Source organism: Bacillus sp. SIMBA_008 (assembly GCF_046535495.1).
GTDB classification, from domain to species: domain Bacteria; phylum Bacillota; class Bacilli; order Bacillales; family Bacillaceae; genus Bacillus; species Bacillus subtilis.
The window spans coordinates 1-356 of sequence record NZ_JAWRWL010000127.1 but is presented as its reverse complement, the minus strand read 5'-3'; the positions used below and the strand labels follow the sequence as shown (position 1 = coordinate 356).

Annotated in this window: 1 protein-coding gene; it reads right to left on the bottom strand. The window is 49.4% G+C overall.

What is annotated here, in order from left to right:
• Positions 1–356: pyrroline-5-carboxylate reductase dimerization domain-containing protein (locus tag SB658_RS22465; RefSeq protein ID WP_410602431.1), on the bottom strand; the 356-nt coding region annotated here is incomplete at both ends.

The window sequence follows — 356 nt, the reverse complement described above, 5'->3', positions numbered from 1 at the left end:
CCGGTTTTTCACCCGTTTCCATCAGCATTTTTGCAGCGCCCAATAACGTTTGCGCGCCGATTTTGCGGGACAGCCGTTTGTCTAAGCCGGCTTCTTCACCTGCTTTTTCAATAAACTCCATTAAATAATAGAAGTACGCCGGTCCGCTGCCTGCGATGCCGGTGAAAATGTCCATCTGATCTTCCTTGATCACGTACACTTCCCCGAGGCATTCCAAAAGAGATACCGCGGTTTTTGCTGAACCGTAAGAGACATGGTCTCCGAAAGCCGCAGCTGTTGCCGATTCGCCGATCATGCTGGATGTGTTCGGCATCACTCTTACAACTGGCTGACGGTCATGTAATGATTGTTGTATA